The 25,621-nt window shown below is 61.9% G+C and carries 23 protein-coding genes; 9 read left to right on the plus strand and 14 right to left on the minus strand.

Translation table 11 applies throughout. The annotated features are described in order from the left end of the window. From F3H87_RS16770 to F3H87_RS16790, 5 genes are all read right to left on the minus strand, one after another. On the minus strand, positions 1 to 1,173 hold the full coding sequence (locus F3H87_RS16770; protein WP_048534161.1) for an acyl-CoA dehydrogenase family protein: 1,173 nt from the start codon (positions 1,171 to 1,173) through the stop codon (positions 1 to 3). Continuing rightward, on the minus strand, positions 1,166 to 1,915 hold the full coding sequence (locus tag F3H87_RS16775) for an SDR family NAD(P)-dependent oxidoreductase (protein ID WP_027264368.1): 750 nt from the start codon (positions 1,913 to 1,915) through the stop codon (positions 1,166 to 1,168). Before F3H87_RS16775 ends, F3H87_RS16770 begins: the two co-directional genes overlap by 8 nt. Positions 1,916 to 1,934: 19 nt before the next feature. Further along, on the minus strand, positions 1,935 to 3,224 hold the full coding sequence (locus F3H87_RS16780) for a TRAP transporter large permease (protein WP_027264367.1): 1,290 nt from the start codon (positions 3,222 to 3,224) through the stop codon (positions 1,935 to 1,937). Between the two features lie 2 nt (positions 3,225 to 3,226). Then, a complete protein-coding gene (locus F3H87_RS16785) occupies positions 3,227 to 3,694 on the minus strand; it encodes a TRAP transporter small permease (protein ID WP_157815108.1) in 468 nt (155 codons plus the stop codon). A gap of 113 nt (positions 3,695 to 3,807) precedes the next feature. Then, a complete protein-coding gene (locus tag F3H87_RS16790) occupies positions 3,808 to 4,851 on the minus strand; it encodes a TRAP transporter substrate-binding protein (RefSeq protein WP_027264365.1) in 1,044 nt (347 codons plus the stop codon). 312 nt (positions 4,852 to 5,163) lie between these two features. Here F3H87_RS16790 and tnpA point away from each other — a divergent pair, with 312 nt between their 5' ends. From tnpA to tnpC, 3 genes are read left to right on the plus strand one after another with little or no spacing between them, the layout of a single operon-like run. Next, on the plus strand, positions 5,164 to 5,571 hold the full coding sequence (gene tnpA, locus F3H87_RS16795; RefSeq protein WP_027264364.1) for an IS66-like element accessory protein TnpA: 408 nt from the start codon (positions 5,164 to 5,166) through the stop codon (positions 5,569 to 5,571). Then, positions 5,565 to 5,918 (plus strand): IS66 family insertion sequence element accessory protein TnpB, encoded by a 354-nt coding sequence (gene tnpB / locus F3H87_RS16800; RefSeq protein WP_027264363.1) that lies wholly within the window; start codon positions 5,565 to 5,567, stop codon positions 5,916 to 5,918. Before tnpA ends, tnpB begins: the two co-directional genes overlap by 7 nt. A 54-nt stretch (positions 5,919 to 5,972) precedes the next feature. Next, positions 5,973 to 7,529 (plus strand): IS66 family transposase, encoded by a 1,557-nt coding sequence (tnpC, locus tag F3H87_RS16805; RefSeq protein ID WP_027264362.1) that lies wholly within the window; start codon positions 5,973 to 5,975, stop codon positions 7,527 to 7,529. A gap of 331 nt (positions 7,530 to 7,860) precedes the next feature. On the opposite strand, the gene F3H87_RS16810 is transcribed toward tnpC, so the two are convergent. The 4 genes from F3H87_RS16810 to F3H87_RS16825 form a co-directional block, all read right to left on the minus strand. Next, positions 7,861 to 8,664 (minus strand): IclR family transcriptional regulator, encoded by an 804-nt coding sequence (locus F3H87_RS16810; RefSeq protein ID WP_027264361.1) that lies wholly within the window; start codon positions 8,662 to 8,664, stop codon positions 7,861 to 7,863. Between the two features lie 144 nt (positions 8,665 to 8,808). After that, positions 8,809 to 10,908 carry an acetate--CoA ligase family protein gene (locus F3H87_RS16815; protein ID WP_036051580.1) on the minus strand — a complete coding sequence of 700 codons (2,100 nt, stop codon included), beginning with the start codon at positions 10,906 to 10,908 and terminating at the stop codon, positions 8,809 to 8,811. 38 nt (positions 10,909 to 10,946) lie between these two features. Beyond that, on the minus strand, positions 10,947 to 12,113 hold the full coding sequence (locus tag F3H87_RS16820; RefSeq protein ID WP_027264359.1) for an acyl-CoA dehydrogenase family protein: 1,167 nt from the start codon (positions 12,111 to 12,113) through the stop codon (positions 10,947 to 10,949). Between the two features lie 30 nt (positions 12,114 to 12,143). After that, a complete protein-coding gene (locus tag F3H87_RS16825) occupies positions 12,144 to 13,352 on the minus strand; it encodes a CaiB/BaiF CoA transferase family protein (RefSeq protein WP_027264358.1) in 1,209 nt (402 codons plus the stop codon). A 162-nt stretch (positions 13,353 to 13,514) separates the two neighbouring features. Here F3H87_RS16825 and F3H87_RS16830 point away from each other — a divergent pair, with 162 nt between their 5' ends. From F3H87_RS16830 to F3H87_RS16855, 6 genes are read left to right on the plus strand one after another with little or no spacing between them, the layout of a single operon-like run. Further along, on the plus strand, positions 13,515 to 14,930 hold the full coding sequence (locus tag F3H87_RS16830) for an acetate--CoA ligase family protein (RefSeq protein ID WP_223228102.1): 1,416 nt from the start codon (positions 13,515 to 13,517) through the stop codon (positions 14,928 to 14,930). Then, a complete protein-coding gene (locus F3H87_RS16835) occupies positions 14,927 to 15,598 on the plus strand; it encodes an acetate--CoA ligase family protein (protein ID WP_027264356.1) in 672 nt (223 codons plus the stop codon). Before F3H87_RS16830 ends, F3H87_RS16835 begins: the two co-directional genes overlap by 4 nt. 59 nt (positions 15,599 to 15,657) lie before the next feature. Then, positions 15,658 to 16,095, plus strand: a complete 438-nt coding sequence (locus F3H87_RS16840) for a MaoC/PaaZ C-terminal domain-containing protein (protein ID WP_051372686.1) — start codon at positions 15,658 to 15,660, stop codon at positions 16,093 to 16,095. Continuing rightward, positions 16,092 to 17,234 (plus strand): acyl-CoA dehydrogenase family protein, encoded by a 1,143-nt coding sequence (locus F3H87_RS16845; RefSeq protein WP_027264354.1) that lies wholly within the window; start codon positions 16,092 to 16,094, stop codon positions 17,232 to 17,234. Before F3H87_RS16840 ends, F3H87_RS16845 begins: the two co-directional genes overlap by 4 nt. Before the next feature lie 47 nt (positions 17,235 to 17,281). After that, positions 17,282 to 18,454: an acetyl-CoA acetyltransferase gene (locus F3H87_RS16850; protein WP_027264353.1), complete on the plus strand. Its 1,173-nt coding sequence runs from the start codon at positions 17,282 to 17,284 to the stop codon at positions 18,452 to 18,454. Positions 18,455 to 18,458: 4 nt separating this feature from the next. Continuing rightward, positions 18,459 to 18,863, plus strand: coding sequence for a Zn-ribbon domain-containing OB-fold protein (locus F3H87_RS16855; protein ID WP_027264352.1), 405 nt, complete (start codon positions 18,459 to 18,461; stop codon positions 18,861 to 18,863). A gap of 83 nt (positions 18,864 to 18,946) precedes the next feature. Here F3H87_RS16855 and F3H87_RS16860 read toward each other — a convergent pair whose 3' ends face one another. The 5 genes from F3H87_RS16860 to F3H87_RS16880 form a co-directional block, all read right to left on the minus strand. After that, positions 18,947 to 20,824: a TRAP transporter permease gene (locus tag F3H87_RS16860; protein ID WP_237267662.1), complete on the minus strand. Its 1,878-nt coding sequence runs from the start codon at positions 20,822 to 20,824 to the stop codon at positions 18,947 to 18,949. 155 nt (positions 20,825 to 20,979) lie between these two features. Then, positions 20,980 to 21,951 (minus strand): TAXI family TRAP transporter solute-binding subunit, encoded by a 972-nt coding sequence (locus F3H87_RS16865; RefSeq protein WP_027264350.1) that lies wholly within the window; start codon positions 21,949 to 21,951, stop codon positions 20,980 to 20,982. A gap of 45 nt (positions 21,952 to 21,996) precedes the next feature. Then, complete coding sequence (locus F3H87_RS16870) at positions 21,997 to 22,764, minus strand: CoA-transferase (RefSeq protein ID WP_188129234.1); 768 nt, start codon at positions 22,762 to 22,764, stop codon at positions 21,997 to 21,999. After that, on the minus strand, positions 22,761 to 23,621 hold the full coding sequence (locus F3H87_RS16875) for a CoA transferase subunit A (RefSeq protein ID WP_036051647.1): 861 nt from the start codon (positions 23,619 to 23,621) through the stop codon (positions 22,761 to 22,763). The genes F3H87_RS16870 and F3H87_RS16875 overlap by 4 nt, the downstream gene beginning before the upstream one ends. Before the next feature lie 224 nt (positions 23,622 to 23,845). Beyond that, positions 23,846 to 25,273, minus strand: a complete 1,428-nt coding sequence (locus tag F3H87_RS16880) for a hypothetical protein (protein WP_027264347.1) — start codon at positions 25,271 to 25,273, stop codon at positions 23,846 to 23,848. Positions 25,274 to 25,621 lie beyond the last annotated feature (348 nt).

Raw genomic sequence — 25,621 nt, forward strand, 5'->3', positions numbered from 1 at the left:
TCAGGTGAAGGCCGAGATCCCGAGAACCTCGCGCCCTATGATCAATGTCTGGATTTCCGATGTGCCTTCGGGGATCAGCCCGCCGCGCGTGTCGCGGAACAACCGTTCGACGGGGTAGTCGGTCGAATAGCCCAGCCCGCCGTGCGCCTGCAGCGCCATCGAGGCCACCTCATGCGCCGCCTCGCTGGCATAGAGCTTGGCAATCGAGCATTCCTTGCGCCCAGGCAGACCCGCGTCCAGCGCTTGGGCGGCACGGTCAGTCAACGCGCGCGCCGCTTCGGTGCGGATGGTCATGTCGACGATCAGCTTCTGCACCAGCTGATAGCTTCCGATCACGTTGCCGAACTGCTTGCGCGTCTTGACGTAATCGGTGGACAGGTCCAACGACCGCTGCGCCGCGCCCACCGCGCCCGCCGCCACGTTGAGCCGGCCATAATTCAACCCCGTAAGGATCGCCTTGAGGCCCTTTCCCGCAGGACCCAACAGGTTTTCCTTTGGCACCTTTGCGTCTTGAAAGGCCAGCTGCGATGTCGCGGTGGCCTTGATGAACATCGTGCCCACCCGCGAAGCTTCGAAATCGGTCTCCTCGAGGTCCACGATGAACAGACTCAGATCGCCATCACAGCCTTCCGTGAATGTCCGTGCCACCAGGATTCCGACCCGGCCGTTGACGCCGTTCGTCGTCCACAGCTTGCCGCCATTGATCAGCCAGTGGTCGCCCTTGTCCTCGGCGCGGGTCTGCACCGAGGCAACATCAGAGCCGTGGTCGGGTTCGGTGATCCCCACCCAGACCGGCATCTGGCCAGCCATGACGGGTTTCAGCCACTTTTCCTTCTGGCGCGCATCGCCCAGGTGGTGGAACAGTGCGATCACGATGTTCACGGTGTTGAGCAGAACCCGGAGTGAAAGCCAGCGGTATCCTGCTTCCTCCATCATCATCGCCCAGGTGCGATAGCTGAGGCCGTAGCCACCGGCCTCTTCCGAGAGAAGCCCGCCAAGATAGCCGAACTGGCGTAGCTCGCCCATTATCGCCCAGGGCAGATCGCCCGTCGCCTCGCATTGCGAGATGCGCTCTTCGGTCAGCTCGCGCGCCATGAAGCCCCGGATGCTGTCTCGCAGCATCCGCGTCTCTTGATCCTCGACACAGGCGGAGGCCGGGACATGTTTAGCCATATCGCCCCCCGGTGATGTGAAGCGTCTCGCCCGAGATGTATTCCGCCGCATCCGAGGCGAGGAACACCACGCCGTTGGCGATGTCGCGTTCGTTGCCAAGGCGCTGCACGGTATTCATTGCCAGAGCGCGCGACTTTATCCGGTCGTAGTTTGGAAGCGCCTCGATCATCTCGGTGGCGATGAACCCCGGCGCGATGGCATTTACGGTGACATTGAAGCGCCCCTGTTCCATCCCCAGCGCCCGGGTGAAGCCGATGATGCCGGCCTTGGCGGCGGCATAGTTGGTCTGTCCCGGATTGCCGAGATAGGCGCGAGAGGAGATGTTGATCACCCGGCCCCACTTCTGTTCCATGAAGTACGGCACCACGGCGCGCGAGCAGGTATAGGCACCCTTCAGGATCACGCCCACAACAGCGTCCCAGTCCTGTTCGGGCATCTTGGTGATGTAGTTGTCGCGCGGAAATCCGGCATTGTTGACCAGGATGTGGACGGCGCCAAATGCTTCGATCGTGCGCGAGACGAGGGCTTCGACCTGTGCCTCGTTCGTGACATCGCAGACCACGCCGATCGCGTCGTATCCGTCGGCCTCAAGAGCGGCGCGGGTGGCTTCTGTGGTTTCGGGGTCGATATCGGTGATCACCACCTTCGCCCCCTCTTCGGCCAGCGCGCGGGCGGTCACTGCGCCGATCCCGCGACCCGATCCGGTGACGATAGCCACCTTGTCCTTTAGTCCCAGTTCCAAGTTACGCTCCTTCAGGTTGTCAGTATTCGCCCGAGAACACGGTTACGATCTCGGGAAAGAATGCGATCAGGGCCAAGACCGCGAACTCGGCCAGCACGAAAGGCAGCACCCCGACAAAGACCCGTTTAAGAGGTACGCCGGTGATCGAGCTGGCGACGAAAACGTTCATTCCGATTGGGGGGGTAATCAGCCCGATTTCGACCGTTTTGGTCACCAGGATGCCGAACCAGATCGGCGAATAGCCAAGCTCCATGACCATTGGAAAGACGATCGGCATGGTCAGGATCAGGATCGCCAGCTGATCCATCACGCAGCCCAGCAGGATGTAGATCAGGATCAGGATTAAAATCACCACGCCCGGCCCGATCTCAAGCCCTTGCACGTACGAAACCAGCGCCTGCGGTGCCATGGTCAGGGTGACAAAATAGCCGAAAATGTGCGCCCCGATAATAATGGTGAAGATCATTGCAGTCGGGCGCGTTGTACGTTCGAGCGCCCCCATGAATTCGCGCCAGCCCATACGTCTGAGCAACACGGCGGCAATCATGATCGCGCCAAAGCAGCCGACCGCGGCGGCTTCGGTCACGGTGACAGCGCCAGAATAAATCCCGGCCACGACAAAGACGAACAGCAGAACCACCGGCCAGATGTCGCGCAGTGACGCGAAGCGCTCACGCCACCCATGGCTTTGCACTGGTGGCGCCAGATCGCGGTTCAGCGTCGCCCAGACCATCGTGATCCCGGCAAAGCTGAGCGCGGTAATGAGACCCGGCAGAATGCCGGCAATGAACAGCCCGCCGATCGAGGTTTCGGTGATGATACCGTAAACCATCAGCACAACCGAAGGCGGGATCATGATCGACAACGTCCCGGCGGCCGCAACCGTGCCTACGATCATGCCGCGGTCATAGCCATATTTCTCAGCCTCGGGCGCGACGGTGCGCGCCATCGTGGCCGTCGCCGCGGTGGACGAGCCCGAAACCGCCCCGAAGCCTGCGCTGGTAAAGACCGTGGCCACGGCCAGTCCGCCGGGCAAATGGCCCACCCACCTGTTGGCGGCGCGGAACATGTCCGACGAAATCCGACTGGCCGACAGGATCTCGGCCATCAAGATGAACAAGGGAATGGCGGTCAACAGCCAAGAGGCGGTGTTGCGATACGGGGCCACCGACAGGATGCCGAGCGCCAGATTGAGCCCGCCGATCAGATACAGGCCGACGGTGCCGGCGATGCCCATCGCGAAGCCTATCGGCATCCCGACGACGAGAAGCCCCGCCAGCAATAGCGACACAGGTGCAAGAAATTCCATACTCAGCCAATCCGATCCGAAGCGCCGCGAAGGTGCTGAACGTCACCCGCCGCATTTACGAGAAGGCGCAGAACGATCAGCACGCAGCCAATCGGCGCAATCACAAGCGTGGTGACGAGAGGCGCGTCGATGTCGCCGGATGTGCGATATCCGAAGTCCCACGCCTTAAGCGCCTCGCGCGAGGCACCGTAACAGATCAGCGCAAAAAACGCGGCCGCTGCCAATCGCAAGACGACATTGAAACCGGCCCGCAGCCCTTCGGGCAGAGCATCAAACACTATCCCCACTCGCACGTGGCCATCATACATTTCCAGATAGCTCAGGCTTCCGAACACGATGATGGGCATCAGATATAGCTCTGTAGCGCCAATGACCCCTTCGATCGGGTCATTCAGGATATAGCGCGTAAAGACCTGTATGAGGATCAGCACCAGCATGACCATCATCGCAGCGCGCGACAGCCAGTTCATCCCGGTATCCACCCGGTCCATCGCTCGGCCCAGAGGACCGTGCAATCCAACTCTCGGCGACGGCACGGCGTCCTCTCGGGGATCAAGATCGTGACGGGACACGGTTGCGCGCCTTACTGCGTCTGGTGCTTTTCGATGTTCGCACGAAACATCTCCAGCACTTCGCCCGCAGGCAGTCCGCGCTCTTGCAGACCAGAGACCCAGGCATCGAACACCGGCGCTGTGGCCGATTTGACCTTTTCGCGCTGCGCTTCATCCAGAACGATGACCTCGATACCGCTGTCCCGCATCTTGTCCTCAAGCTCGGCGGCCGATCGGTCGGTTTCTTCGGCAACTCGCTGCATCGCCTCCTGCGACGCCTGTTGAATGGCCTGTTGATGCTCTGGCGACAGATCCTGCCAGACCTCCTCGCGGATCGCGTAGGGCGCCCAATACACAAAAACATCCAGACCCAGAACGGCGGTATCGATTACCTCGTCCAGCTTGTAGGAATAGATGCTGGTGGTGGGAAAGATCGTGCCGTCGACGGTGCCGGTGCGGATGGCCTGATAGGTTTCCGGGCTGGGAATATCAACCGGCGCGCCCCCTAGGGCCTTGACCGACTCCGCCATGTTCCCGGCAATGGTTTTCAGTTTCAGCCCTTTGATGTCATCAATGCCGCTAACATCCTGGTCGCGGGTGAACAGGTTGTAGGTCGAGGTCATTACACCCCAGACTGGGCGCATCCCGTTGGCCAGGAAGTCGTTTTGCAGGATCGGATCCGACGTCACCGTTTCAAAAAAAGCGGGCGTCCCGACAACGCTCTGCGAGAAAAGGCCAGGAAGCGTGTGCACGCCCGCCAGCGGCATCGTGCCCCCGTTATAGGCCGGCGGAACATAGCCGATGTCCACCACGCCTGTCTGCACCATCGAGAACATATCGCGCAGCGAACCCAACTGACCGGCACCGAAATACTGAAACTTGACCTCGCCATCGGTCAGCTCGGTTACGCGGTCCATCCAGTAGGTGGTGCCGGTCTCGACGATGTAGTGGCCGGGCGGAAAGGTATCTGCAACCTTGAGTGTCACTTCGGCCGCCGCAATTTGCGGCATCGTTCCGACCGCGATCACCAGCGCCGCCCCTGCGGCAAACCGATCGAGTTTTGTGTTTCTTGTCATGGCAGTCTTCCTCCCTGTGGCGTTGTCGATCAGCGCACCATGGTGCGGTGAACCGGTCAATGTTTATGGGTGGCCGGGAGCGCAACTGTCGCGAGATCACACATATATGCGAATACGCGAACTGAATCCGCGGCGACGCAACAGAGAAGATCGAACGCCAATCGTGGGTGGGAATCTCCAGCGCTTTCACGGCCGAAAGAAAGGATTCCGTGGCCTGCCGATCAACAGTAAGCGGCGGCTGCGCCCCACGTTGTAGATGAGCTCCGGCACTGCGAGGTGATATCCATCTCATGATGGGGAGTGTGTTTCGCAATGTGCGCGACAAATTCGTTTCTCAGATCTCTGGGCGTCGAGATCTACGGGTCAGGTCATCGGCGCTGGCCGGACGACGTGAAGGCTCGCGCTGTGGCAGAGACTTTGGAGCCGGGAGCGACCGTGAATGCGATTGCCGAGCGATATGACATCCGCCCAAACCAGCTCTCGGCTTGGCGGCGTCTGGCAAAGCAGGGCCAGCTGGTTCTTCCTCCGGCGGAACTCGGAGAGCCGGTCTTCGCGCCTCTGGTCATTTGCGATCCGACTGAGACGCCCGAGCTTTCCGACGCGAAGCCCCAGCAGGTGATCCGGATCGTCAAGGGAACAACCCGGATCGAGCTGTCTTCTGACACGTCGGCAGGTCAGATCGCCGCGATCGTGCGCACTCTGGAAGCGCCTGCATGCTGATGCCGTCTCAAGGGGTCCGCATCCTGGTGGCGACGAAGCCGGTAGACTTCCGCAAGGGGCATGATGGACTGGCAGCCTTGGTGCAGTCGACCTTGACCGAAGATCCGTTCACCGGGACGGTCTTTATCTTTCGGGCGAAGCGCGCAGACCGGATGAAGATCCTGTTCTGGGACGGCAGCGGTCTCGTCATGGCCTACAAACGGCTGGAGGAGAGCACCTTCACCTGGCCCGCGATCCGGGATGGTGCGATGACCCTGAATCGCGCCCAGTTCGAGGCGCTGTTCGCCGGGCTGGACTGGCGGCGGGTGCGGTCTCTGGAGACGCGCGCCCCCGCTGTGGCAGAGTGACTCAGGGCGGGGAAAGCCGGCCTGACAAACGCAGGAGCGGGATATGATGCCGCCATGTCCAGCGCCCTATCCCTCGACCTGTCGGCCATTCCGGAAGACCAGCGTGACGCTGTTCTGGCCGTCCTGCGCGAGCGTGATGCACTCAGGGAAGCCAACAAGCGCCTCGAGCACCTCGTCGCCGAACTGAACCAGGTCGTGCATGGCAAAAGGTCCGAGAAACTGAGTGAGGACGAGCGGCAGCTGGCCTTCGAAGATCTGGAAACTGCCGTCGTCGAGGCAGAGGCCCAGCAGGATGAAGACGCCACGGCCTCGTCCGGTCCGCGGCGATCCAAGGTCGCCCGCCGCAATCGGGGCAATCTGCCTGAGAGCCTCCCCCGGATCGAGCAGATGATCGAGCCGGCCAGCCTGGAGTGTCCCTGCGGCTGCGGCACGATGCACCGGATCGGCGAGGACCGCAGCGAGCGGCTGGACATCGTGCCGGCCCAGCTCCGCGTCATCGTGACGGTTCGACCCAAGTATGCCTGCCGTGCCTACGCCGAAGGGGTCACCCAGGCGCCAGCCCCTGCCTTCCTGATCGAGGGCGGGCTGCCGACCGAGGGCGCCATTGCGTATGTGCTCGTCGCCAAGTTCGCCGACCATTTGCCTCTCTATCGCCAGAGCCAGATCCTCGCGCGTTCCGGGATCGACCTTCGGCGCAGCACGCCCGCCGATTGGGTCGGCACCGCGGCCTTCCACCTTGCCCCGGTGGTCGACCGGCTCGCCGAGCACCTGAAGGGCTCGGGCAAACTCTTCATGGACGAAACGACGGCGCCGGTTCTGGAGCCCGGGCGAGGCAGGACGAAGACTGGCTTCCTCTGGGCGCTGGCCCGAGATGATCGGGGCTGGGGCGGCGATGACCCGCCCGGCGTGGTCTTCACTTACCGCCCGAGCCGCGCCGGCGTGAACGCGGAGCAGATCCTGCAGGGCTTCGACGGCATCCTGCAGCTGGACGGCTATCCCGGCTACGATCGGCTGACGCGCCCCTCGCGCAAGGGCGGCGCGCCGATCACGGTTGCGCACTGCTGGGCACATGCCCGCCGGAAGCTGAAGGAAGTCTTCGACCGTGATGGATCGGAGATCGCCGCCGAGGGGCTGCGCCGGATCGCCGAGTTCTACCGGATCGAAACCGAGATCCGCGGCATGGGACCGGGACAGCGCCTGTCGGCGAGACAGACACGCACCGCGCCGCTGGTGGCCCAGTTCGGCGAATGGTTGCAGAGCCAGCGCCGCCGGATCTCCGCCAAGTCCCGCCTCGGAGAGAAACTCGCCTATATCCACCGGCAGTGGGACGGGCTACAGACCTTCCTGCAGGACGGACGCGTCGAGATCGACTCCAATGCCGTGGAGAATCTCATCAGGCCGATCGCCCTGACGCGGAAGAACGCACTCTTCGCCGGCCACGACGAAGGTGGTCGGACCTGGGGCCGCATCGCCTCGCTCATCGCCACAGCAAAGATCAACGAAATCGTACCCTTTGTCTATCTCAAGGCGACGCTCGAGGCGATCGCGGCAGGGCATCCCGCGAACCGGATCGACGAGTTGCTACCCTGGAACTTCAAGCCGTCGAGCTGAACTCCGGTGGGGCGTAGACGCCGCTTACGATCAACACGATGATGGTCGGCCTCTTTCGCGGCGCCTCTCTTCAAGCCGGTATTCTTGGGGCGGGCCGAAACCGTGGTCGCACTGCTCTGGGCAGCGCATCCTACACCGCCCGGCCTTCGGGGATGCCGGTGCTAACGACGCCCCGCCGGTCAGGCTCAACCTTGAGCCTGACGCGAAGAGGCTATTTCCGCCGCCTGAAAACGGACCCTGACATTGGCAAGTGGCGCGTTTCGTCCGCGCCCCCCAAGTCCCGTCTTCGTCAAGCCGGGCCATTTTTTACGGCGCTGGCTGATCCAGGCGGTCAGGCGGTCAGGGACTGTTGACCCATCTTCTTCAGATTTCGAACGATTTCTTCGTGCATGATCCCTACGATCTCTTTTTCGGATCTCAAGATAACATCAGTTGGAGCGCCAACCCCGACAGCGAAAAGCCGCGAGTTCAGATGGTTAGGAAACGGCATGGAAATCAAGCCGCTCCCTTGAACCACCTGATCGGTTGAGAGGTAATAGCCCTTGGCACGGGTTTCTGCCAACGAGGCCACGAAAGCTTTCACATCCACTGCCGGTTTGTCGGGCGCGCGATAGGCGTTGATCCTGCGGAACAGACTGCGCACTTCGTCGTCACTGAAACGACTCATCAGAACGCGCCCGACACCTGAGTTACCCAGCGGACGACGTGTCCCGAGCGATATGTGGTGGATCGGCGAATCTTTCGGGCGGACAACTTGCACGTACTCGGCTTCGTCCCCATTCTTGGTTGCCAGAACCACCACATGCCGTGTGCGTTCCGAAATTGCCTTGAGCAGCCGGTGGATGGTGCCTTCGCCGAACAGATCTGGATTCATCCACGACCCTAAAAGCGGAACGCGCTCGGTGGGAAAATAACTCTTCTTTCGGGCATCGTGGGTCAGAAATCCAAGCTTCACCAAGCTTTTGAGCAGCGCCGAGGTACTTGACTGCGGGTACCCCAGTTCCTTGGACACTTCCACGACCGAAAGCGGTCGCTGAACTTCATCGAAATACACCAAAGTCTGACAGGTGCGCGCCACCGATTTCACAATTTGATCGCCGCCTGTTCTTGCTGAAGTCTGATGCGCGGTTTCCATGATCTCCTCCCTTCGTGTGCAGTTATATGCACAGCGTTCCATACGGAAGGATGGCCGCGCTTGTAAATTCTGTCAACTGTTAGAAAACTGCCGGGGGCACGCCGCAAGCGGCTTGGGGATCAGGAAAGATTTCGGGTTCGGTTGTCAGTGGCCTCCTCGATTGGCGGGTATGATCACACCGTCAGCGGCGACGGCTCCCTGCCCGCTTGCTCCGACGATCAATGGATTGACATCAATGGTCTCAAGCGCGGCCCCGTGATGGGCGGCAAAAGCAGACAGTCGGGCAAGGGCGCCGGCGAGGGCGTCGATGTCGCGTTCGGGCGCGCCCCGGAATGCGTCCAGCAGTTTGCGGCTGCGGATTTCGTCAATCATACGGCGCGCTTCGACAGGTCCGAATGGTGCGACGCGGAAAGACACGTCTTCGAGGGCCTCGACAAACACCCCGCCCAGACCGAACATGACCACCGGGCCGAAAGCCGGGTCCTGGGTCACGCCGAGTATAGCCTCCAGTCCAGGTGCTGCCTGTTCCGCCACGACCAGCCCGTCGATCCGCGCACCGGGCATCTTCTCGGACGCCAATTCCAAGATTCGTGCCCCGGCAGAGCGGACATCTTCGGCCGAACGCAGATCAAGCGCGACGCCCCCGATGTCGGATTTGTGCAAGATGTCGGGCGAGGCAATCTTCAGCACGACCGGGAATCCCATTTCTTGCGCTGCCTGAGCTGCCGCTTCGGGGGTGGTGGCCAGGGTTTCGCGCACGATCCCGATTCCGGCCTCTGCAAGCAGGGCCTTGGCCTCGATCTCGTTCACAATTCCGTCCGGCAACGGCGACAGGTTGGAGAGTTCGGGTATCGGGTCCTTTTCGCCTGCCCGCGCGAAGGAACGGGCAAAATAGCGCAATGCGGCCATCGCCCGGACTGCACGGGTCGGTTCCTCGAACACGATGAACCCCGACTTTTCGTACGCGGCGCGCCCCTCTGGCTCTGTCAGCGAACAGAACAGCATTGGCCGATCGGGATATTTCTCGCGAATGCGCTCCAGTCCGCGCCGAATGGCTTCGTTCAGGTCGGCGACAAGTCCGACCGTCGACATGAAGATGATGGCCCCATCGATCTCGCCGTCACCAAACAACACATCCATGTTGGTTTCCAGAAGATCGATCTGGTTGACCAGCTGCGCCGTCACATCGACCGGGTTTCGGACACCGGCAAATGGCAGCACCTCTTTCAGCTTTTTCTGTGCATGATCGGGAAGCGCAGGCACGTCCAGTTTCAGCTTTTCGGCTTCGTCGGCCATCAGCACCCCGACCCCGCCCGAGACTGTCACAAGGCCCAGCCGGTCGCCCTGCATCATCGACGCGGATTCGGCACAGGCATAAGTCACATCGAACATTTCATCGACCGATTGCGCCCGGTAAACGCCGTACTGCCGGAACGCCGCGTCATAAACCGCGTCTGCCCCAGCCAATGAGGCGGTATGCGACTGCGCGGCCTCTGCTCCGACCGCGCTGCGCCCGACCTTCATCATGACCACCGGCTTTCCCCGGGCCCGCGCCAGCTCAAGTGCCTCGACCAGCCTGTCGCGATCGGTTGCCCCTTCGAGATATCCCATGATGACGCGGGTATCGTCATCCTGCGCGCAATAGGCCACGGCATCGGCAAAATCGACATCGCAGGAATTGCCCGTCGTCGCCCAGATATTGACCCCAAGTCCGCGCATTCGAACGAGCGTCATGCAATACGAGCCGAACGCGCCGCTTTGACTGACGATCGACACGCCGCCGGGTTTTGGCAGGTGTTTTTCGACCCCGGGCGTGAATGTCGCATAGAGGTTGTGGCGCACATTCGCGATGCCAAGGCAGTTCGGCCCCACAAGCCGCATGCCGCCCTCGCGCGCGATGTCGACCATGCGCGCCTGAAGGGCGGCCCCGTCGGCATCGACCTCCGAGAACCCCGAACTGAAGATCACCGCCCCCCGCACACCTTGGGCCGCGCACTGTTCGACCGCCTGAACGGCCAGCGGCGCGGGCAGCGCGATCACGGCCAGGTCCGGTGTCGTGGGTGCCTCCGAGATCGACGGATACGCCGTCAGGCCCTGCACCTCTGGCGATTTCGGGTTGATAGGCAGGATCGGGCCGTCGAAACCGTGCCGCTTGAGAAAATCCACCGGCCTTCCGCCGATGCGCTTGGGATCGCTTGAGGCGCCAATCACCGCTACCGAGCGAGGGTTGAAAATGGCATCCATTCCATGAATTCGCATGGGACTTCCTTTGATGTTCGTAACTAGTAGGATTTTGGCAGGCCGAGGGCATGTTCCGCGATAAACGAAAGCACCAGCTGCGGGGTGACCGGCGCGATGCGGAACAGGATGGCCTCGCGAACAAGACGCTCGACATGGTATTCCTTGGCGTATCCGAACCCCCCGAAGGTCAGCTGCGCGGTCTGTGTCGCCTTCACCGCCGCTTCGGCGGCCAGATATTTTCCTGCGTTGGCTTCATTTCCGCAGGGCTTGCCCGCGTCGTAGAGCGCGCCGGCGTGCATCGCCATCAGGTTGGCCGCCTCCAGTTCCGCCCAGCTGGCGGCCAGGGGGTGCTGTACACCCTGATTCTGACCGATTGGTCTGCCAAAAACGACGCGCTCATTGGCGTAATCCGCGGCGCGCCGAAGCGCATTCCGCCCGATTCCGACTGCTTCAGCGGCAATTAGAACCCGTTCGGGGTTCAGCCCGTGCAGGATCTGACGAAAGCCCTGGCCTTCTTCGCCGATCAGATCCCCGGCGGGGATCGGAAGCCCGTCGATGAACAGTTCGTTCGAGTCGACACATTTGCGGCCCATCTTTTCGATCTCGCGCACGGTGACGAAAGATCGGTCCAGATCGGTGTAAAAAAGGCTTAATCCTTCTGTCGGTTTCTTGACGTCCTCAAGCGGGGTCGTGCGCGCCAGCAACAGGATCTTGTCGGCCTCCTGGGCGGTTGAAATCCAGACCTTCTGGCCGTGCACCACATATCGGTCACCCTGTCGCACGGCGCGTGTTTTCAGTTTGGTGGTGTCCAGACCGGTTGTCGGCTCGGTCACCCCGAAACACGCACGTTCATCGCCTGCCACCAAAGGCGGAAGGTATTTCTTTTTCTGGTCATCGGTGCCGAATTTCACGACTGGGTTCAGACCGAAGATATTCATGTGAATCGCCGATGCGGCGCTGTTGCCGCCGCCGGATTCCGCAATGGCCTGCATCATGATCGCGGCATCGACGATGCCAAGACCGGCACCTCCGTACTCTTCGGGGATTGCAATCCCCAGCCAGCCATCGCGGGCCAGCTTTTGATGCAGCTCTCGCGGGAAACCGCCTACGCGATCGCGTGTCAGCCAGAATTCGTCGTCGAATTCTTCGCAGATCCGCAGGATCGCATCGCGGATTCCCTGCTGTTCGGATGTCATCTGATAGGTCATGATTTTCTCCTCACGTCTTGCAGACCCGGCTCAGCGGCCCGGTTCGGCCACAGTGCCTTGTTCGATTAGGGTGTCGATTTGCCCGGTGTCGTACGCGAGCTCTTGTAAAATCGCCCGGGTGTCAGCACCCAGTTCGCGGCGCCCAAGCCAGCGCAGCCGTCCCGGCGTCTTGTCCAGCTTTGGCACGGGTCCGACGACCTTGGTGTCGTCGCCCTCCACCCCAACAATGTCCCTTCGCGCGGCGATCTGCGGATCGGCCAGGATGTCATCGACGTCATAGACCATCGCAGCCACGGCATCGTGGGCCTGGAAGATGTCAATCGCCTTCTGCGCGTCATGCTGTGCCACAAATGCGCCGAGACGGTCCACAATCTCGTCCATGTGCTCCGCGAAGCCATCGAGGCTTTGGAATTGCGGCTGTTCCGCCCATTCCTTTCCGCCCGCGGCTTCCAGAAGCCGCCGCCCGGTCGCGGCACTGCCTGCGCTGATTGTGACCCATTTCCCGTCGCGGGCGCGAAACACCCCCGCCGGGGCGTAGGAATTGGGCGCCTGGAGCCCGTTTCGGTCAACCGGCAGCCCCGCGCCGGTTCGCGTCGGAACGTGATAGTCGATCAGGCGCAACAGCGGCTCGAAAATAGCCAGGTCCACCACTTGCCCCCGGGCGCGGCCGTTCTGCACCGCATGCAGCGCCATCATCGCGCCGTAGGCCGCCATCAGGCCTGTGGTCGAATCCGCAGCGGGAAAGCCGGGGTGCATCGGCGCGTTGTCGGCAAAGCCGGTGATGTGCGCCAGTCCGCTCATGGCCTCGCCGGCCCGACCGAAACCCGGCCACGAGGCGCGCGGCCCCGTCTGGCCATAGCCCGAGATCCGCACGATCACCAGATCGGGGTTCCACTCATGCAGGACCTCTGGGGCCAACCCTGCCCGTTCCAGAACACCGGGTCGAAAGTTCTCGATAAGCACATGGGCGTTTTCGACCAGCCGGCGCAGAATGGCGCGGCCGTCTTCACTCTTCCAATCCAGCGCCATCAGACGCTTGTTTCGTGCCAGGGTCTTCCACCAGGCGCCAACGCCATCACTGGCCCGCGCGCTCAGTACCCGCAGCATGTCACCCTGCCCCGGACGCTCGATCTTGACCACGTCGGCGCCAAAATCGGACAGCAATGCGCCGCACATCGGTGCTGCGATCACATGCCCCAGTTCAATCACCCTGACATCGCTCAGTGGCCCATTTTCCATTTTCACGTGTCTGCCTCGTTCTGCGAATTTTCCGACGTCAAGCCCTAGTTTGCGGCTCTGAAAGCCTCATTCTGCTCGGAACTAGAATCCATTGCGAGAACAATCGAACAACCGTTAGATCGCCGAAACGAGCCGATGTTTTTTCACTTGACGGAGGAAAGAATGGCAGAGCCAAACACGAATCGAATGACGGCATGCCGGCCCACGGTAGCCGACGCACTGGACGGGTTGTTCGACCCTCGCACCATTGCGGTGGTCGGCGCGTCCCGCACCAAGGGCAAGTTGGGGCAGGCCGTCATGGCCCTGCTGAAGAGCAACGGTTACAGCGGCACGATTATCCCCGTGAACCCTTCGGGCGGCGAGATCGAAGGCCTTCCGGCTGTGCGCAGTCTGGACGAGATTGACAGCCCGATCGACGTGGTTGTGCTGGCAACGCCGGTCGGGGTCGCGCTGGACGCTCTGGAGACCTGCACCAGGCTCGATGTAAAGGTCGTGGTCGGGGTCACCTCGGGCTTTTCCGAAGCCGGGGAAGAAGGGCATGACAACGAAGAGCGCTTGCGCCGGATCATGCAAGACGCGCCCTTCAGACTGGTCGGACCGAACTGCGAAGGCGTGGTGCGCCCCGCGGCGGACCTGCAACTGACCTTCAGCCCGATGTTCAACGATCTTCGGCCTGGTCCCGTGGCCATGATTTCCCAGTCCGGCGCGCTTGCGGGCCTTATGGCGTTGCGCCTGGGCGAACGCGGCGTGGGCATCAACGCCATCGTTTCCAGCGGCAACGAAACCGACCTGACCGCAGCGGACCTGCTGGATTATCTGGGCAACGACCCCCAGACGCGGGTGGTTCTTTGCTACGTCGAGGAACTGCGCGACGGACGCCGTTTTTCCGAAGCGGCCCAGCGGCTGACACAGGCGGGGAAGCATATTGTCGCGGTCAAGGGTGGGCGCAGCCGCGCCGGGTCACGCGCGGTCCAGTCGCATACCGGCGCCATGGCCGGGGACGACCGGGTGATCAGCGCGGTCTTTCGCGAAACCGGTGTCATCCGCGCCCGTGAATCCGTCGCCGCCGTCGATGCCGTGACGGCGCTCGCCGCGGGTCGACGACCTGCCGGAAACAGGGTCGGGATCATTTCTGTCACCGGCGGGCTTGGCGTCGAAATGACCGACTTGGCCGAAAGCGCCGGCTTCGAGGTTCCGGTGCTGGATGAAACGACGCAGACGGCGCTGTCGCGCTATGTGCCCTTTTATGGGTCGGTGACAAACCCGGTCGATCTGACCGGTGTGGTTTTGGCGAATCCCACATATGTCGGACGCTGTCTGGAGGCCGTTGCCGCCGATCCGGGCGTGGATATTGCCATCGCAATTATCACATTTGTGCCAGATCAGCAGTTCATCGAGGCCTTGGCCGAGGCGTTCGACAGCACAGACAAGCCGATTCTGATCGTCTGGACCGGTTCGGCACGCAGCAATGCCTCGGGCGAGGCGCTGCGCGAACGAGCCGTTCCTGTCTATGATTCGCCCGCTCGGGCGGCATCGGGCCTCGCCGCACTCGCGGTCGCGACAGGAGAAGTGGCATGACCCAAAGAGAAACGCTGGAAAACTGGCAGCGTGCCGGGCGCACGGTTATCCACGAGGCCGATGCGAAGGATCTGCTGCAACGGATTGGAATCCCGGTGCCCCGACGTGACCCCGACCACGGGCGCTGTGTCGCCAAGCTGTGTCACGATGACTATCCGCATAAGTCCGATCACGGGCTCGTCCGTTTGGGTCTTTCCCCCGACGAGGCGAAACAGGCCGCCGCGGAAATGGCGGAACGTTTTGCGGGCGGCACGGCGCTGATCGAGGAAATGGAAGAAGGGTCCGTGGCCGAATGGATTATCGGCTGCAAACGCGACGACACCTTTGGTCCGATCGTTCTGGCCGGTCCTGGCGGCATCCTTGTAGAACTGATTGATGCCGCCGAAATCAGGCTTGCGCCCGCCACCCCGCAAACTGCCGCGGCCATGCTGCGATCGGGTCCGGGGGCGCGGTTGCTGACTGGACTACGCGGCGCAGAACCGGCCGACAAAGATGCCCTGGCAGACCTGATTTCACGCATATCTGTTTTCTTTGCCGAGAACGCCGATCTGATCTCGGAAATTGAAATCAACCCTGTGATGGTTCGGGCCGACGGGAAGGGATTGGTCGCCGCCGATGCCTTGATCGTTTTGTCATCAAAGGCGGACGGACAGGAGAAATCAACGTGATACGTCACCCTTTTGGAGAGTTGTCACTTGGCCAGACCGGCATTTCGAGCGGTCGGACGATGACCGAAACCGATGTCGTCAATTTCTGCATGTTGACCGGGAACTGGCTGGAACTTCACTCCAACGTCGAGCACGCCAAATCGTCTCTGTATGGCCAGCGCCTCGTGCAGGGCAGCCTCGTGTTCTCGATCGTCAATGCGATGATCCCCTTCGACAGTTCCGTGCTGGCCGCTTTCTATGGCTGTGACAAGCTACGCTTTTTGCGGCCCACTTTTATCAACGACACCCTTTGGGCCCGCACCGAAATCATCGACCTGAAGGACCATGACGAAAGGCACGGCGTCGTGACCAGCAAACTGGAAGGCATCAACCAGCGGGACGAAACGGTCCTGCGCTGCGAGTTCAGCCTGCTGATCCGCAAGTCGCGTCTGGATCGCCCCGGAGAACCGGCCAAAATCCGTGCGGCGCACGACAAGACACAAGGACAGAGCGCATGAACTTTCTGACACCCGAGCAAGAGATGTGGCGCGCCACCGTCGAGCGTTTCGTCGACGAAGAGATCGGCCGCGATTATATCCGCAATTGCGACCGCGAGCGCAAATACCCCTACGAAGCCTATGAAAAAGTGGCCAAGCAGGGCTGGCTCGGCATCCTGTTTTCAGAAGAGAGCGGCGGTCTTGGCGGTGACATCATGGATTATGCCCTGATGTGCGAAGGGTTGGCCAAATACGGCTTTGACTTCTCGACCGGGTTGATGGTGGCGACGTTCACCGCGATGAATGTCGAGAAATTCGGCACGCCCGAGCAAAAAGAGCGGTACATCCAGCCCTTCCTCAATGGCGACATCCGCTTTTCGATCTCGATTTCCGAACCGGGCGCGGGGTCGGATGCGGCATCGACAAAGACCCGCGCGCGGCGCGACGGCAACGGCTGGGTCGTCAACGGGCAGAAACTGTGGTGCTCGGGCGCTGCGGCCGATAACGCAATCCTTGCAATGCTGACCCGGACCGACCCCGACGCGCCCAAACACAAGGGGCTGTCGGTTTTCCTGATCCCCAATGACACCGAAGGTCTGGACATCCGCAAGCTGCCGACCATGGCGCGCCGCGCAACCGGCACCACCGAGATTTTCGTGGACGACGTGAAACTGCCGGCCGATGCGCTGCTGGGCACGGAAAACGATGGCTGGAAGATCATCACCGACCATCTGGAACTGGAACGCGTGGCCGTGGCCGCCGCCTATGTGGGCAATGCCCAGACAGCCGTAGACGATGCTCTGCGCTACGCCCACGAACGGATTCAGTTCGACAAGCCGATCTTCGACTTTCAGGTGATCCGCCACATGCTGGCCGACATGCAGACCCAGGTCGATGCCGCCCGGCTGTTGGTTTATCGCGCCGCCAGCCTGGCCGCAGCCAAGACGCCCTGCACGCGAGAGGTCTCGATGGCAAAGCTCTATGCCTCCGAGACGCTGCAGACGGTGACGCGCAACGGAATGCAGATCCTGGGTGGCCACTCGATGCTGCCCGAAGCAGATATGGAGCGGTATTTCCGCGAAGGGATGCAAAGCACCATCGGCGGCGGAACCTCGCAGATTCAGCGTACGCTCATCGCCAAGACCATGCGCCCGGGCTAACAGTTCGGGGCGCACCGGGACAGCCCGACAAGAAGGAGAAAGAGCATATGAAGAACGGACGAGAACCGGTGGTCGTCGGCATCGCCGACGCGCCGCTGAAGGACGGCAAGTTCGTCACCAAGGCTTCGGTCCTTGGTCATGCCGCATTTGTGGCAAAAGCCGCCGTCGAAGAAGCAGGACTGAAGTTGAGCGATGTCGACGGTCTTCTGACGGCCGGCATGTGGGGGGTCCCCGGCCCCGGCCAACTGGCCACGGTGACGCTGGGCGAATATCTGGGCATCATGCCGACATTCGTCGATGGCACGAATATTGGCGGTTCGGCATTCGAGGCCCATATCGCACATGCCGCCATGGCTCTTCGCGAAGGCTATTGCGAGGTTGCGCTGATTGTCTACAGCTCGGACCAGAAATCCCTGCGCAGCCGCAATCTAGGGGGTCGGCCTTCAGTCCTGTCCATGCAGCATGAAACGCCTTACGGAATGCCCACGCCTGTGGGCGGCTATGCGATGGCCGCACAGCGCCATATGCATGAATTTGGCACCACGTCCGAGAATCTGGCCGAAATCGCCGTCGCGACGCGGAAATGGGCACAGTTGAACCCCGAGGCGACGCGTCGCGATCCGCTGTCCATTGACGACGTGCTGTCCAGCACGATGATCTCGGAGCCGCTGCATCTGCTCGATTGCTGTCTCGTCACCGACGGGGCCGGCGCCCTCGTCATGACCACCGCCGAGCGGGCCAAGGACCTCAACACCCGTCCCGTCGCGGTCAAGGGCTATGGCGAGGCGCATACCCACTGGGCCATCGGCGAAATGCCGGACCTCGCCCGCCTGCTTCCCGCGCAAAAGGCCGGGGAACGCGCAATAAAAATGGCCGGGGTGAGCCATTCGGATATCGACCTGGTCGAGATCTATGACAGCTTTACCATCACCGTGCTGCTCTCGCTCGAGGCTCTCGGCTTCTGCAAGATCGGCGAAGGCGGGGATTTCGTGTCGGGCCAGCGCACGGCACCAGGCGGGGCGTTCCCAATGAACACCAGCGGCGGCGGCCTCTCGGCGCTGCATCCGGGCATGTTCGGAATGTTCCTGCTGATCGAGGCCGTCCGGCAGCTTCGCGGCGAAGGCGGCGAGCGCCAGGTCAAGGGCGCCGAGACCGCTCTGGTGCATGGTACCGGGGGTACGCTTTCCTCAGGTGCGACCGTGATTTTGCAGAAGGGCTAAGACGATGAGCATTGAAAAACCGCTTCCGGTGATCGACCATGACAGTGCCCCCTATTGGGAGGCCACGCGCGAGGGCCGCCTCGACATCCCGCTTTGCGGCGATTGCGGCAAACATCATTTCTATCCCCGCTCTATTTGCCCGTATTGCCATTCCGACAATCTGCGCTTCAACACCGTGAGCGGACGCGGCAAGGTGCATACCTTCACCATCGCGCGCCGTCCGGCAGGGCCGACTTTCGCGGATGACGTGCCATATGTCGTGGCATTGATCGAGCTGGAGGAAGGCCCCCGGATGATGAGCCGGATCCAGACCGGCGACCCCGAGAAGGTTCATATCGGGGCCAAGGTGGAAGTGACGTTCGTCAAGGCAACCGACGAAGTGACTTTTCCCTACTTCAAAATGACCTGAGGCCAGAGGCACCGCCACTTCGGGGCCGAATGTGGAAGAGCCGTCGCAGAGGTTGTCTGCGGTGGCTCTTCGCTTTTCGGAGGTCACCCGGCGCGGCCGGGCTGCGGTGCTCCGCGCAAAAACCGCCACGCCAAGAGCCCGGCCAGCGCCAGCCCACCAACGATGTCGGCCGCAGGCGCGGCGTAAAACAGCAAGCCGGCAGCCGACAGGAACAGCAACCGGCCGATGACCGGCACCTTTCCACGAAACCAGCCGCTTGTGCCGACGCTGACGGCAAAAACCGCGGCGCAGGCCACGCCCATATCCAGTAGGATTTGCACCGTGCCGCCCTGGGCCAGTATGCCCGGCCGGAACACAAAGAGAAACGGCACCACATAGATCGCTCCGGCCAACATCAGCGCGCGACCCGCCACCCGCCAGAAATTGGCCCCTGCCAGGGCGGCGGCGGCATAGACACTGGCGCAGACCGGTGGCGTGATGGCCGACAGGATCGCATAGTAGAAGACAAAAAGATGAGCCGTCAGTTCGGGTAGGCCAAGCCGCACGAGACTGGGCGCGGCGATTGCCGCCGCCAGCACATAGGAGGCCGTCGTCGGCACGTCCATACCCAGCAAGATCGCCAGCACCGCCGCCAGCAACAGGGCCACGATCAACCCCTGACCGGACACAGAGAACAACAGGTTCGAGACTTTGACCCCGGCACCCGTCGCCGTCAGAACCTTGACGACGATGGCGGCGCAGGCTAGCAGCGCGGCGATCATCACCAACGCCCGCCCTGCTTCGATCATCCCCTCATAGAGGTCGCGCGCCAGCTTGGCCCAAGAGGCCAGCACGCCCTGCTCTCTTCCGTCACGCGCGAACGGGCGCACCACCACACAGGCCAAAACCAGTATGATAACAGCACCGGCACCTGCAAAGCTCGGCGTGTAGCCGTTGAACAGGAAGTAGACCATCGCCGCGATGGGAAGAAACAAGGGAATTGACTTGTCCGGTGCGAGGAATTCCGCCGGTTCGGGCATTTCGCTCCTCGGTGTCGGTTGCAACCCTGTGCGACGCGCATAGAGATCCACCCCGAGCCATACCGCCAGGTAGTAGAGAAATGCCGGACCGATCGCCGCAACGACAATGTCGGTATAGGGAATGTTCAGGAACTCAGCCATGATGAAGGCCGCTGCCCCCATCACCGGCGGCGTAAGCTGGCCGGCGGAGGAGGCAACGGCCTCGACCGCCCCGGCAAAGGCCGGTGGATAGCGCAGCCGCTTCATCGTGGGAATGGTGATCGAGCCGGTCGCCATGACGTTGGCCACTGCCGAACCGGTCACCGTCCCGAACATCGCCGAAGACAGGGCACAGACCTTTGCCGGGCCGCCATACGTTCGACCGGCGATCCACGTTGCCATTTTCATGAAAGCATCCGTTGCCCCGGTCGACAGCAGGAGCGCCCCCAGAAGCACATAGATCACGATGACCCGTGCCCCGATATCCGCAAGGTAGCCGAACAGGCCGGTGGTCGAGCTGTAAAATGTCTCGACAGCGGTACGTGCCGAAACGCGCGGCGGGCGCCAGGCGCCGTCGATCAGGTCATAGCCGAAATAGAAATAGATCACGGTGCAAAGGGCCAGCAGCGGCAGGAACCATCCGATCACCCGGCGCGCGGCCTCGAGGGTCAGCAGAACAGCTATCAGACCTGCCGCCTTGTCGATCGGCCCATAGCGCACCATGATATCCGAAAAGCGATCCCGGTTCAGGATCACGTAGAGGCAAACCGCGAACGCCAGTAGTCCCAGCATGATGTCCACAGCCCGTTCAATCCCGCTTCGCGCACCGGTCCGCGAGGCGCGTGCCGCATAAAGAAAGAACGCGCCGCCGATACCGAAACCGATAAAGATCGGCCGCTGAACCAGCGGTTCGAACTGCCCGAATAAGGCATTGTAGAAATGCAGAGCGACGAATGCCGCCAACAATACTCCAAGCGCCTGCCCTCCGCGCCGTTCCCAATTGGGTATTGCGGTCGATGTCTGCGTCATGTTCTCTCCGAGAGCGGTAACGGCGGGGTGCCCGCAGCACCCCGTCTGGATCAGCCTATGGCCGCCGTCGTGACGGCCCGCGATTCCGGTCAGCTTCCGGCCGCCTCTCTCCAGTAACGTTCCGCACCTGGATGATAGGGTATACCGGTCTCGATTGTGGCGACGGCATCGGCGGCGATGTCGTAATCCGCAAGCTGCGGCCAGGCTTCGACCAGCAGGTCCATGTTCTGGTGGATGCTGCGAGCGATGTCATAGGCGCTCTGGTCATCCATGACGCCGGTGCGGGTCAGGAAGAAGACGTTGAGCTTGGGTACCCGCATTTCCTCGGATCCCGGAATAAGCCCTGCGGGAAGAGTCGTGAAACCGACGCCCTCCATGGCTTCTGTCGCCGCTTTCTCCTGCTCTTCGGTGAAGCCGATCAACCGCATCTTGGTGCTTGTCATCAACTCTTGCAGGGTTGCATCGACAGAGTTTGCGGCCCCGTATTTGCTATAACCGATGATCTGGCGGTTCTTGATGCCTTCCACCGCGTCGCCAACGGCGCCATGCACCAGGTCCGCGTTGATATCGAACATGGACAGGACACCGGTCGTCAACGTCTCGGCCGCCGATCCGCGGATGCCGGGATTGAACTTCTTTCCGTCCAGTTCGTCCAGCGTCGTCACACCAGACTCTTCGGTGACCGCGATCAGCAGGATCGAGGCGCTGTAAGGATAAAGCGCAACCGTATCTGGGATTGCGTTACCTTCGAACTTGCCGGTCCCGTTTCTGGCGGAGATCAGAATGTCGGTGGTGGCAAGCCCAAGGTCGATCTCGTCGCGCGCCAGCCGCAGCACATTGTCCACGCTGGCCCCGGTTTCGATCACGCTGACATTGGTGCCTTCCATGCCGGTCTCGATCGCCTTGCTCATCGCAACCGAAATGGTGAAATGGCTCGACGTCGGGCTGGTCGTGCCCATCGTGAGATCCTTGGCAGATGCCGCGCCGCCAAGGGCTATCGCGCCCATGGCCGCGATAGCACCCACCGCCGCCCGGTATCCGGTCAACTTGCGTTGGATCATTTTATCCTCCCGTTTTTGCCTTTAAAGTAACGTCAGCCCGGTCGCTTAAGCACGCAGGGCCCCCGATGTATCGATCCGCTCTCTCAGAACGCGCAATTCTTCCTCCGTTGGTGGCCGCGTTTGCGGCACCTCGCCTCTGATCGCCAGATCGAACCCCGTATGACGCTGGACCTCTTCGGGCGTATTTCCCGCATGCACCGATTTCAGTCGCATTCGCAGCGTCGTCTTGTCGAAATCCATAACCGCTCGCGGTGTCACCACCAGGCGCGGTCCTTCATTGACCAGCCCGGCGTCGCGTTTCGCGGAAGGCCCGGACAGATGTCCGGGTATTGTGATGAAATCGACCGTTTCCACAAAGTTTCGCGCCGTATGCACGGTGGGGCAAATGTAATACCGCGACGAGGTGTGGCAGTATGACAGGTTTGCTGCCCCCGGCCCGCGCATCTTTGGTGCGTGCAGCGTGCCGCCGACGTGGTGCAGGTTGATGTTGCCGTACACATCGTGCTGCAAGCCACTGTGAAAGAAAAAATCCAGCCCGTGATGGCTGTGGCCGAACAACTCGATAAAGGTCTCGGCGGCCTCGCAGCGGCCGAGCGCACGATCGTCCAGCATCGACGGATACAAACGCCCCGGCTCGGGGTTGAAGAACATCTCGCCGCCGACCGTCAGGTTCGGTGCATGCAGCTCGCGGGCTAGCGCAATGGCCGCCATCGGCACCAACGCGGCTGCACCCGCCGCACCCAGTTCTCCGTCGGCCAGATCGCGGGCCAACACGACGACCATCTGTTCAATTGGGGAAACCGCTGCACTCATTCGTTCCGTGCCTCGGCTTCGAGCACGGCGAAATACCCGGCTCCCCCGACCGCTTCGATGTAGTCGCTCTGGTTTTTCGGTCCGGTCACATGGCGGGCGATATAGGTGTCCAGCCCCGTGCTGTCGCCGGTCCGGGCGGCATCCCCCAGATCGGCGTAGGCGTCGATATGGTCCTCGTCCATCGCATAGTTGGGAAAGCTCGCGGTTGGGTGCGCGCCATAGGGCACCTCGACCACGGCATCGACATAATAAGACGGCACGGTAACCCGCGAGGGATCGTCCAGAACGACCTCGTCCGGCACGATCCGGTCCACGCTGGCAATGACCATGTCAGACGCGCGTGCCATCAGCTGATCGGCGTAGACCATCGTGCTGAGATGGCGCAGGTTTCCCCAACGGTCGGCTTCCTGCGCGTGCAAGAACGTCACTCTGGGGCGGATCGGCCCGACGGCGTGAATACGGCGGCCGGAGAACGGGCAGTCGATTTCGTGCAAAAGCGGGTTGTGCTTCAGAACGTCCGATCCGCGCAGCGCGTCGATTGGCTGGAACGGCACGCCATGAGCCGACGCCATCAGCCCGCCCACCACGGTCAGCGCATCCAGCGCGTGCGCGGTCACCTGCCCTGCCTCGACCGCGCGGCGGAAATTGGGGCAAAGCCGGTTTTCCAGCGTAACGCCGGGAATAAAGACCTGTGCGACCGCGCCTGCCGCAATCATCAGGTCGACATCATACCCCGCGCCCGGCGAGGAATACACATGCAGACCATCTGCGCCCGCGGCCAGCAACGCGCGCACCAGTGCGACAGGGCGGCTTTGCTTGAACAGACCACCGAGACAAAGCTCGGGGCGTTCTTCCAAAGCGCCTCGTGCCAGCCGGGCTGCGTCTTGCAGGCCTGTGACCTTGCTGCGACGTGTGGGTTTCGCTTGGCCTTCCATCGTTGGGCGTGCCACTCCGATAGTGATTGCGCTGACCCATCCTAGTTGACGCTATGGGGTCCATCACCTTCCGACTAGCGCAAAGCCTGATCGAACACATATGTGGAAATGCTTGCGCCCGGTTCCTGACAGGCAATTGAGACCGGTCAGAACCACCCTGCCGCGACACCGCCGCCAACGATGAGCGTGATGAGGAGGATGCTCGCAACACCGAAGATCCCGTTCCACCGCAAGCCGATGGTCAGCGGCCGCTCGCCCACGATGGAGGAGGCGTAGACCACCGCCGTGATGGCCGGTCCCATGCAGATGATGCTGCTCCAGCCACCAGCCAGTGCAAGGCCCAGAGCAAGCGGCGACAAACCTTCCACGCCGACGCGGTTGACCACCTCTGCCAGCAGGACCACCGAGATCATCGGATGCACGCCCAGCAGCCCCGTCAGAAACACCGTCATGATCAACAGCACGACGGTCAGCACAGGCCGCGTTGCGATCCAGCCAAGATGGTCGGCAATCCATTCGACCGGAACGACCTCCAGCGCGACGAGGCCGATGAACCCCGCCGACGCGATGACGCTCATTTCGGTCGCGAAACCCGGTGCCTGGGTCACAAACCGGCGCGATATACCGGCAAGGCTGCCACTGCCGCTGCGCATAACCGACCAGAGCAGCGCATAGATCGGCACGATGGTGATCAGGACGGTCTGGAAACTGTACTGGGTCAACCGGTCCAGCGTGACCACGGCGGCGCCCAAAAAAAGCACATGCCCGGACACGATCAGGACGGCCCAGGGGCTCCAGTCCGGCAAGTCACCGCTCAGGGCCGGTGCCCGGCCGCGCGCCGAGGGCGGGCGCCACCATTCCACCGTGTCGAACAGCCATCCCAGAAGAAACAGAATCCCGGCCAGAGCAATCCCGTAAGGCGCCAGGGTCGTCCATTCGAGCCCCGGTATTGTGAGAATCATCAGATTGAGAGCGATTCCGAACGGCGTCCAGAACGCGATCGAGGAAAACCCCCGCATACAGGCGCTCACCATCCTGCGCTTGCGAGCCTGGAACACGAATTCGTCCATCTCGTGCCGATGCGCCGCCAGCCCTTTCATTATGATCTCCAGCATCACCCCAAGCCCGCCGAGATTTAGAAGCACCCCGAACAGATGCCCGCCCGCACCCAGAGAGGCGTAGCGACGGGTCGGCGGCTGCAGTGTCAGGAATTCACCGGCAACCTCGACAATCGGGTCTTGGGTGGCCGCGATGCGCAGGAAGGCGACAGCCGTCAGCAGAGCGGACAGGAACACGACGCGCCCCGCCGCCTGGACGAAGATGCCGGGGTCGATTCCATTGGCCAGCGCCAGAAGGGCGATCGCGAGCGAGAAGAAAAGCAGCACCCATCCGACACGGGCGATGTAGCGGGACGAAATGGCAAGATAGATGCAGAAAAACGGCGCGGCAGCGATGGACGCGACGGCGGAGGGCAAGACACCCTGAATGATGGCAGCGCCAAGACAAATCAGCAGACAAATGGCCGTAAACCTGTTGCGCTTGCCGGAACGTTTCAGGCGCTCGACAGGCGACATCTGCCCCCCCTTTTCCGAAGGCGCTCGTTGTGTCTGTGACGCAACGGCAGATGCGGTCTTTCATGGCACGACGGCGGAAATGCGATGCCGACAATTTCCCATTCACAGGCAAGGACACACAAGGTGCTCATCTTGTCGGCGCAGGGCGGACTAGCCCGGATTTGTGGTGGCACTGACCGCCTTGGTTCCGGGCCTCCGAGGATACATCGTCTGGCGGTCAATGACACAACGATGCCTCGAAATGTCTCTCCGCACATGCGTGCTTGTCTGCCCGACTTTTCACGCCGATACCCTCAACCACGTCTGTTCTTCTTTCCGAAGTTCTACGGTCACGTCCAACGCCCGATC

Origin of the sequence: Lutimaribacter pacificus, assembly GCF_900142185.1 — a bacterium.
GTDB classification, from domain to species: Bacteria; Pseudomonadota; Alphaproteobacteria; order Rhodobacterales; family Rhodobacteraceae; genus Lutimaribacter; species Lutimaribacter pacificus.

Bases quoted from the DNA above. Each gene is read 5' to 3' on its own strand.
- F3H87_RS16770 (WP_048534161.1), bottom strand. From the start codon at position 1,173: ATGGCTAAACATGTCCCGGCCTCCGCCTGTGTCGAGGATCAAGAGACG.
- F3H87_RS16780 (WP_027264367.1), bottom strand. From the start codon at position 3,224: ATGGAATTTCTTGCACCTGTGTCGCTATTGCTGGCGGGGCTTCTCGTC.
- F3H87_RS16785 (WP_157815108.1), bottom strand. From the start codon at position 3,694: ATGAACTGGCTGTCGCGCGCTGCGATGATGGTCATGCTGGTGCTGATC.
- F3H87_RS16790 (WP_027264365.1), bottom strand. From the start codon at position 4,851: ATGACAAGAAACACAAAACTCGATCGGTTTGCCGCAGGGGCGGCGCTG.
- tnpA (WP_027264364.1), top strand. From the start codon at position 5,164: ATGTGCGCGACAAATTCGTTTCTCAGATCTCTGGGCGTCGAGATCTAC.
- tnpB (WP_027264363.1), top strand. From the start codon at position 5,565: ATGCTGATGCCGTCTCAAGGGGTCCGCATCCTGGTGGCGACGAAGCCG.
- tnpC (WP_027264362.1), top strand. From the start codon at position 5,973: ATGTCCAGCGCCCTATCCCTCGACCTGTCGGCCATTCCGGAAGACCAG.
- F3H87_RS16810 (WP_027264361.1), bottom strand. From the start codon at position 8,664: ATGGAAACCGCGCATCAGACTTCAGCAAGAACAGGCGGCGATCAAATT.
- F3H87_RS16815 (WP_036051580.1), bottom strand. From the start codon at position 10,908: ATGGATGCCATTTTCAACCCTCGCTCGGTAGCGGTGATTGGCGCCTCA.
- F3H87_RS16820 (WP_027264359.1), bottom strand. From the start codon at position 12,113: ATGACCTATCAGATGACATCCGAACAGCAGGGAATCCGCGATGCGATC.
- F3H87_RS16825 (WP_027264358.1), bottom strand. From the start codon at position 13,352: ATGGAAAATGGGCCACTGAGCGATGTCAGGGTGATTGAACTGGGGCAT.
- F3H87_RS16830 (WP_223228102.1), top strand. From the start codon at position 13,515: ATGGCAGAGCCAAACACGAATCGAATGACGGCATGCCGGCCCACGGTA.
- F3H87_RS16835 (WP_027264356.1), top strand. From the start codon at position 14,927: ATGACCCAAAGAGAAACGCTGGAAAACTGGCAGCGTGCCGGGCGCACG.
- F3H87_RS16840 (WP_051372686.1), top strand. From the start codon at position 15,658: ATGACCGAAACCGATGTCGTCAATTTCTGCATGTTGACCGGGAACTGG.
- F3H87_RS16845 (WP_027264354.1), top strand. From the start codon at position 16,092: ATGAACTTTCTGACACCCGAGCAAGAGATGTGGCGCGCCACCGTCGAG.
- F3H87_RS16850 (WP_027264353.1), top strand. From the start codon at position 17,282: ATGAAGAACGGACGAGAACCGGTGGTCGTCGGCATCGCCGACGCGCCG.
- F3H87_RS16855 (WP_027264352.1), top strand. From the start codon at position 18,459: ATGAGCATTGAAAAACCGCTTCCGGTGATCGACCATGACAGTGCCCCC.
- F3H87_RS16865 (WP_027264350.1), bottom strand. From the start codon at position 21,951: ATGATCCAACGCAAGTTGACCGGATACCGGGCGGCGGTGGGTGCTATC.
- F3H87_RS16870 (WP_188129234.1), bottom strand. From the start codon at position 22,764: ATGAGTGCAGCGGTTTCCCCAATTGAACAGATGGTCGTCGTGTTGGCC.
- F3H87_RS16880 (WP_027264347.1), bottom strand. From the start codon at position 25,273: ATGTCGCCTGTCGAGCGCCTGAAACGTTCCGGCAAGCGCAACAGGTTT.